We start from the raw sequence: 7,186 nt of genomic DNA, 5'->3' as shown, positions 1-7,186 counted from the left end.
TGATCGGCGGCTGCTGCCGCACCGCGCCGCAGGACATCGCGCAGCTGGCGCGGCGTCTGGCATCGTCTTAGAGAGGGCGGGTCGCCTTGCACGCGACGGCGCGATGGCTTCGCCGTCGGGTTTCAGTGGGTGTCGGCGCTGGTCAGTCGCCTTGCCCGTTTGTGGGAGGGACTTCAGTCCCGACGCCCTTCACTGCAATGCGTCGGGACTGAAGTCCCTCCCACAATGGGTTCGTGCGCGCTCATGTCCTGGTGGAACTGGCGTGCTATCTGCCTCCGTGCGGCGGCTGCTTTCCAGTAGGGGCGGCTTCAGCCGCGACCGGGCTTCACCAGCAAGGCCCCATCGCGGCTGAAGCCGCTCCTGCGACGATCCCGCGACGCCTCAGGTCGCATGTTCCGCGGGAGGAGCGGCTTCCCGCTCACCCCTTCTTCTTGCTCGCCACCCAGCGCTCGATCTTCTCCTGCAGCACGTTCAGTGGCACCGAGCCGTCCTTCAGCACTTCGGCATGGAACTCACGGATATCGAACTTGTCGCCGAGTTGCGCGCGCGCGTAGTCGCGCAGTTGCATGATCTTCATCTCGCCGATCTTGTAGGACAGCGCCTGGCCGGGGATGGCCATGTAGCGCTCGGCCTCGGCTTCGGCATCGGTGCGGCTGGTCGCCGAGTTCTGCAGCATGTAGTCGATCACCTGCTCGCGGGTCCAGCCCTTGCTGTGCAGGCCGGTGTCCACCACCAGGCGGATCGCGCGCCACAGCTCGTTCTGCAGGTAGCCGAAATAGTTGTAGGGATCCTGGTACAGGCCCAGGTCCTTGCCCAGCGATTCGGCGTACAGGCCCCAGCCTTCGATGAAGGCGGTCTCGCCGCCGAAGCGGCGGAACTTGGGCAGGTTGGTCAGCTCCTGCTGCAGGCCGAGCTGGAAGTGGTGGCCGGGAATGGCCTCGTGCAGGTACAGGTCTTCCGCATCCCAGGTCTTGCGGCTGGGCAGGTCGTAGGTGTTGACGTAGAAGATGCCGGGGCGGCCATCCTCGCTGGGACGCATGTACGAGCCGCTGGCGGCCGACTGCGCGCGGTACGGCTCCACCGGGCGGATCTCGAACGCGGCCTTGGGCTTGAGCGAGAACATGCGCGGCACCGCCGCGTCGACCCGGCCTTCCAGGCCGCGGTAGTAGCTCAGCAGCTCGTCCTCGCTCTTGAAGGTGAAGCGCTTGTCGGTCTGCATGAACTTGAAGAACTTCTGCATCGAGCCGCGGAAGCGCACCTGCTTCATCACTGCCTGGATCTGGCCCTGGATGCGCGCCACCTCGTCCAGGCCGATCTGGTGGATCTGGGCGGGGGTCAGGTCGGTGGTGGTGCTCTGACGCACGTTCCAGGCGTACCAGGCATCGCCGCCGGGCAGGGCGCCGATGCCGGCGGTATTGCGCGTGGCCGGCAGATATTCGGTGGCGATGAAGCCGCGCAGCGCGCGGTACGCGGGCATGATCCGGTACTCGATCATGCGCTTGTATTCGGCGGTGATGCGCTGCTTCTCGGCCTCCGGAATGTCCGCCGGCAGGTTGCGCACCGGGCCCCAGAACAGGCTCTCCTCGGCGGTGGGCTTGATGATCGCATCGAGCTGCGGCAGCACCTTCTCCATCAGCGCGCGCGGCTGCACCACGCCGGCCTTCATGCCTTCGCGCATGTTGGCGATGGCCTGGTCGAACAGCGCCGGGATGCCGAGCGCGCGCCGCGACCAGTTGTCGTAATCCTTGACCGTGCGGAACGGCTGCGCGCCGGTGCCGGAGCCGAGCATCACCATGATGCTGCCGACGTTGTAGAACTGGTTCACCGGCTGCATCCAGCTCGGATACTTCTCCGCCTCCAGCGCGTTGCGCGCGTCGCCGACGAAGATCTCGTAGCTGAGCAGGTCCTGCCCGGTCAGGCCATCCTTGCCGATCGCCTCGGCCTTGCCCAGCCACTCCACGGTGAAGTCGTGCGACTGCTGGCGGAACGCAGCCGAGAGGAAGTTCGGCAACTGGTCGTTGTAGCGGCTGTCGCCCTGGAAGGTCGCCTGCAGCGGATTGAGCTTGAGCGAGGCTTCCCAGTAGTCGTCGTACAGCCGGTTCAGCTGTTGCGCCTTGGTCAGCACCACCGGGGCCGGCGCCGGCCGCGCCTTGCGGGCCTTGCTCGCCTTGGCGCGGGTCTGCGCGGTGGTCTGCTTGGTGGTCTTCTTCTTGGCCGCGTCCGCCGGGGCCGCCAGCGACAGGCTCAGGGCGGTGGCGATGGCCAGGGACAGCAGGCGGGAAAAGCGGGGCGGCATTGCGGGCTCCAACGACAAGCGAGCGGGGAGCTTGCCCGATCCGCACCGCCGAGGCCACCCATGGCCGCTGCCTGCGGGCGCCCACCGCCCTGTCGCGGGCGGGCGCCGTGTCGCGACGGGCCAGGCGGCATCGGCGTCTGCGGCGCTGCACGACGGCCGCGCGCAAGCGCGTGCGGTGCGCTCGCGCGTGTGCCGGCGTTCAGTCGGCGGCGGCTTCCTCGCGCAGTTGTTCGGCGCGTTCGGGGGTCAGGTAATCGGTGATCAGCCGCCGCATCAGGTACAGCAACGGGATCAGCAGCACCGCCAGCAGCATCTTGCAGATGTAGTTCAGCGTGCTCACCGCCAGGAACAGCTGCATCGACCAGTGCTGCGGGCCGAGCACGAAGGCGATGTAGATCACCACGAAGCTGTCGATCAGCTGCGAGACCGCGGTGGAGCCGGTGGCGCGCAGCCACACGTGCTTCTCGCCGGTCACGTTGCGGATGCGGTGGAACACCGCCACGTCGATCAGCTGGCCGGCCATGAACGCGACCAGCGAGCCGGCGATGGTCCACATGCCCTGGCCGAACACCGCGGCGAACGCGGCCTGGTAGTCGGGCACGCCCTGGTGTTGCGCCGCGGTGACCCAGAAGCCGGCTGGGGCCAGCGCGATCGCGGCGAACGCGAACAGGAAGCCGTAGCCGATCAGCGCCACCGCCAGCCAGGAGATGAAGCGCACGCCGCGGCGGCCGAAGAACTCGTTGATGGTGTCGGTGAGGATGAACACCAGCGGCCACAGCAGGGTGCCGGCGGTGAAGTTCATCGAGCCCGTCTGCCCGAACAGGTTCCAGTTCAGCGGCGCGATGCCCAGGGTGTCTTCCAGGGCGAAGATCTTGACCCCGATGAACTCGGCCAGCGCGGCGTTGACGCAGAAGAACGCCGCCAGGGCGATGAACAGCCGGACCGCGCGATCGTCGAGCGTGCCGCGGCGCATCGGCGTCAGCGGTCCACGGTGCGGGTGAAGGGCACGCTCTCCGGCGACACCGCGCCGCCGGAGATGATGAAGCTCATGGCCTGGTCCACGCTCCAGTCGGTGGGCGTGAGCAGTTCCACCGGCACGATTTCCAGGTAGCCGGAGGTCGGGTTGGGCGTGGTCGGCACGTACACCGCGGCCAGCTCGCGGCCGGTGCCGTGTTCCTTGATGACCCGCGTCACCAGGCCCACCGACTTCATGTCCCGGTGCGGGAAGTCGATCAGCACCACGCGCTGGGTGCTGCCGGGCTGGGTCTGCAGGATGTCCACCAGCTTGCGCACGCTGTCGTAGACCACGCTGGCCAGCGGGATGCGGCGCATCACGGCCTCGAACCAGCGCAGCAGGCGCTGGCCGATCATGCGCCGGCTGAGGATGCCGACCAGCAGGATCACCGCCAGGGTGGCGATCAGGGCGATGGTGTTCTGCACCCATTGCGCGGTGGCCCAGCCCAGCTCGCGCGGGAACGAGGCGGCGATGCGCACCGACAGCGGCACCACCCAGGGGCTGCTGATGCCCGAGAGCAGCACGAACACGAACTTGACCACCACCCAGGTCAGCCAGATCGGCAACAGGGTCAGCAGGCCGGTGAAGAACAGCCGTTGCAGGGACGGGCGGGGGGCGGGAGCGGAGAGATCGGGCGACATCCGCGTAGTGTAGCGGCGCGTGATGGCCGTTGGTGCGGCGCCGCATGGTCTCGCGGCGCGGCCGTGCAGCTGCGATTGGGCCGGGGCCCGCCCATGCGGCCTGCCTCGCGACGCCGCGCACGCTGACGGCGCGGTCGGTATCGCATGCGATGTGTACCCGCCTGCGTGCGCAGAGGCGGCGCCGGCCCTGGCGAACCCGCGGGCGGCAGGCGCGCTAACGCGGCGGCTTGCGCTTGACGTACAGCTGCTTGCGCGTCCGCGCCACCACCTCGCCCTGGGCGTCGACGACGTCGGTCTCGAACCAGCGCAGATGCTTGTCGCCGCCGGCGGTGGCCGCGCGCAGTTCGTCCAGCAGGGCCTGGTCCAGATCGAACCGCGCGCTGACCGTGCCGCGCCCCGGACGCACGAACTCGATGCTGCCGGCCTTGTCCCAGACGTAGTAGTCGCGCCCCAGGTTCTGCATGGTCAGCAGCATCCAGAACGGGTCGGTCATGGCGAACAGGCTGCCGCCGAAATGGGTGCCCACGTAGTTGCGGTTCCACGGACGCATGCGCAGTTCGACCCGCGCATGGCGGTAGTCGGCGCTCAGCGCGGTCACGTGGATGCCGGCGCACAGGAACGGCGGCCACAGGTTCAGGCCCAGGCGGAACAGCGATGGCTTCATTGCGCGGCAGTGGGTGGATCGGAGTGCGGCAGGGTACCAGACGCATGCGTATGGTGTGCTGGTGTCGCGTCGCTGAGCGCGTAGCCGTCGCGTCCGTCGCGCTTGACCCGGTACAGCGCCGCGTCGGCGGATTCGAAGAACGCGCGCTCCGACGTGAGCGCTGTCGCGGTGGCGCTGTGCACGCCCAGGCTGGCGGTGATGGCGACGCTGCCGTTCGGCGCGCGCAGCGACAGCCCGCGGATCTCCTCGACCAGTGCCGCGGCGATGCGGCTGGCATCGGCGGCATCGGTGGCGGGCAGGATCATGGCGAACTCGTCGCCGCCAAAGCGCGCGGCGACCTCGCGCGGATGTCGCGCATGCCGCGCCACCGCGGCGGCCACCAGCTTCAGCGCGCGGTCGCCGGTGCGATGGCCCAGGGTGTCGTTGTAGCGCTTGAAATGATCCACATCGACGATGATCAGCGTCAGCGGCCGGCCGCTGCGCCGCGCCTCGTCCAGCGTCTGGGCGAACGCCTGTTCGAAGCCGTGGCGGTTCACCAGCCCGGTCAGGGCGTCGCGATGCGCCTGGCGGCGCCAGCGTGCCGCGTGCAGGCACAACTGACCGGCGGCGACGATGGCCAGGGCGAGCAGGGCCGCCCCTGGCGCGAACCAGCGGCTGCCGAGCAGCAGCCACAGCAGGCTGCCGCCGGCGACCACCGCCATGCTCGCCAGCGGCACCAGCCAGCGCCGTCGGCGCCCACCGGCGCACTGCGTGCCCAGGCAGGCCAGCAGCACCAGCAGCGTGGACCCGGCCACCTGGGCAGTGCGCGACGACGGCAGGATCGGGTCGCCGCGCAACAGCATCGCCGCGACGTTGGCCTGGTATTCGGGCGCGCTCATCCAGCGCGCATCGGACATCGGCGTCATCACCCGCTGCCCCAGACCGGTGGCGGTGACGCCGACGATCGCCAGGCGTCCGCGCAGCGACTGCGGCGGAATCCGGCCCTGCACGACGTCGACGTAGGACACCTGCGCGAACGGTGCCGACGGCGCGGCGAAACGCAGGCCGACGTAGTCCGCGCGATGCCAGGCATAGGGTGCGTCGGTGGTGGCCGGCGCCGGCGGCAGCGCGCGGCCGGTGAGGGCCGCGGCCAGCGCCGGCCAGTGCGCACTGCCGAGCCCGGCGCGCAGGTAGACGCCGCGCGCGATGCCGTCGGCATCGACGGCGAGGTCGGTGTGCGCCAGCGCCGCCGCGGCGGTGGCGATGGCGGGGATCGGCAACAGCTCCTGCGGCATGTCCGCACCGCCGGCGCTGCCGATCACCGGCAGCACGGTGCGGCCATTGCGCCGCAGCGCCGCGGCCAGGCGCGCATCGTCGTCGGCGTGTTGCAGGTCGGGTTCGCTGAACAGCAGATCCAGCGCCACCCGCTCGGTGCCCGCTGCGCTGAGCCGGTCGAGCAGGCGCGCGTGCAGGTCGCGTCGCCATGGCCACTGGCCCAGTGTCTGCAGGCTGCGGTCGTCGATGGCGATCAGCAGCATGCGCGGATCGGCCGGACGCGGCGCCTGCGCGATTGCCGCGTCGTACAGCGCGTTGTCCAGGCGCCCGGTGACATCGCCCAGGCTCAGTGCCGCGGCCAGTGCGGCTGCGACGAGCGCCACCAGCACGTGTCGCAGCAGCGTGGCGTTCACAACGCCAGCCACAGCAGCAGCGCGCCGCCGGCCATGCCGAGCTTGCAGTAGCGGCAGGGCAGGTCCAGCGTCTGCGGCGTCGAGAACGGCGCGGCCTCGCCGTCGGCGTCCAGGGTCTGGATGCGCACGTACCAGGTGCCGCGGCGCGGCCGCGGCAGCGCGACCTGCGGCTGGGTCACGGTGCGTTCGAGCAGGCCGCGGCGGAACGCGGGATCGCGCGCCAGCTGCACCCGGTAATGGTGCGCGTCCGGATCCGGCTGCCAGCGCAGGGTCAGCGTGCTGCGCTCGGCCTGCGCCGGCGCCAGGCCGGGATCGACCGGCGTATCGCTGAGATGCAGCGTCAGCGCCTGCCCGAACGGGCCTTGCCGGCCTTGCGCATCGCGCGAGGCGAGGCGCCAGAAGTAGGTGCCGGGCGGCAGGGGCTGCGGCGCGCGCAGATGGGTCGCGTCGGTCTCCTGCTCCAGCAGCAGGTCCTGGAACTGCGCATCGCGCGCCACTTGCAGCACGCTGCTGGTCGCCTCCGGGTTGCGGGTCCAGGCGAAGCGCGGCCGCGCGATGCGCAGTTGCTGCTCGTGCAGCGGCTGCACGGTCAGCGGCGGCAGCGGCGTGGCCGAGACCTGCAGCGGCTGCTCGGCGTCCTCGCCTTCCACGCCGGTGGCGGTGACGCCACGCAGCAGCAGCCGCAGGTCGCCGGCCGGCAGCGCGTCCAGCGCCAGTGCGGTGGTCTCGGTTTCCTGGGCGAAGCGCAGCACCTCGCGTTGCTGCGCGTCCACCGCCTCGAGGCGGTAGTGGCTGGCGCCGGCCAGCGGCGCCCAGGCGAGCAGGTAGGGCGGACGCTGCAGCCGACTGTGCGCCAGGTCCAGGATCGGCGCCGGCAGCAGCGCTTCCTGCCGCGGCGCCGAG

6 protein-coding genes and 1 pseudogene are annotated in these 7,186 nt (G+C 70.5%); 1 reads left to right on the top strand and 6 read right to left on the bottom strand.

Annotated elements, in window-relative coordinates; genetic code table 11:
* The first annotated feature begins 2 nt into the window (after positions 1 to 2).
* Positions 3 to 71, top strand: a complete 69-nt coding sequence (locus D183_RS28260; protein ID WP_441366387.1) for a homocysteine S-methyltransferase family protein — start codon at positions 3 to 5, stop codon at positions 69 to 71.
* A 347-nt stretch (positions 72 to 418) separates the two neighbouring features.
* On the opposite strand, the gene D183_RS0117905 is transcribed toward D183_RS28260, so the two are convergent.
* The 6 genes and pseudogenes from D183_RS0117905 to D183_RS0117880 form a co-directional block, all read right to left on the bottom strand.
* The gene (locus D183_RS0117905) at positions 419 to 2,296 is read right to left on the bottom strand and encodes a DUF885 domain-containing protein (protein ID WP_017910207.1); all 1,878 of its coding nucleotides are present in this window, start codon (positions 2,294 to 2,296) and stop codon (positions 419 to 421) included.
* A gap of 199 nt (positions 2,297 to 2,495) precedes the next feature.
* Entirely contained in the window at positions 2,496 to 3,269 is a 774-nt protein-coding gene (locus tag D183_RS0117900) for a queuosine precursor transporter (protein WP_017910206.1), read from the bottom strand.
* A gap of 5 nt (positions 3,270 to 3,274) precedes the next feature.
* Entirely contained in the window at positions 3,275 to 3,952 is a 678-nt protein-coding gene (locus D183_RS0117895; protein WP_017910205.1) for a DUF502 domain-containing protein, read from the bottom strand.
* 214 nt (positions 3,953 to 4,166) lie between these two features.
* Positions 4,167 to 4,616, bottom strand: a complete 450-nt coding sequence (locus D183_RS0117890) for a DUF4442 domain-containing protein (protein ID WP_017910204.1) — start codon at positions 4,614 to 4,616, stop codon at positions 4,167 to 4,169.
* Positions 4,613 to 6,283 (bottom strand): sensor domain-containing diguanylate cyclase, encoded by a 1,671-nt coding sequence (locus D183_RS0117885; RefSeq protein WP_017910203.1) that lies wholly within the window; start codon positions 6,281 to 6,283, stop codon positions 4,613 to 4,615. Before D183_RS0117885 ends, D183_RS0117890 begins: the two co-directional genes overlap by 4 nt.
* Positions 6,280 to 7,186, bottom strand: a pseudogene (locus D183_RS0117880) (peptidoglycan-binding protein LysM); the annotation flags it as partial. The pseudogene D183_RS0117880 and the gene D183_RS0117885, both read right to left, overlap by 4 nt.

The organism is Xanthomonas sp. SHU 199 (assembly GCF_000364665.1).
GTDB lineage: Bacteria > Pseudomonadota > Gammaproteobacteria > Xanthomonadales > Xanthomonadaceae > Xanthomonas_A > Xanthomonas_A sontii.
The sequence above is the reverse complement of the archived record's forward strand: the minus strand, read 5'-3'. Positions and strand labels throughout refer to the sequence as shown.

What these genes read in the sequence shown, in the direction of transcription:
- D183_RS0117905 (WP_017910207.1), bottom strand. Translation starts at nt 2,296, where the DNA reads ATGCCGCCCCGCTTTTCCCGCCTGCTGTCCCTGGCCATCGCCACCGCC.
- D183_RS0117900 (WP_017910206.1), bottom strand. Translation starts at nt 3,269, where the DNA reads ATGCGCCGCGGCACGCTCGACGATCGCGCGGTCCGGCTGTTCATCGCC.
- D183_RS0117895 (WP_017910205.1), bottom strand. Translation starts at nt 3,952, where the DNA reads ATGTCGCCCGATCTCTCCGCTCCCGCCCCCCGCCCGTCCCTGCAACGG.
- D183_RS0117890 (WP_017910204.1), bottom strand. Translation starts at nt 4,616, where the DNA reads ATGAAGCCATCGCTGTTCCGCCTGGGCCTGAACCTGTGGCCGCCGTTC.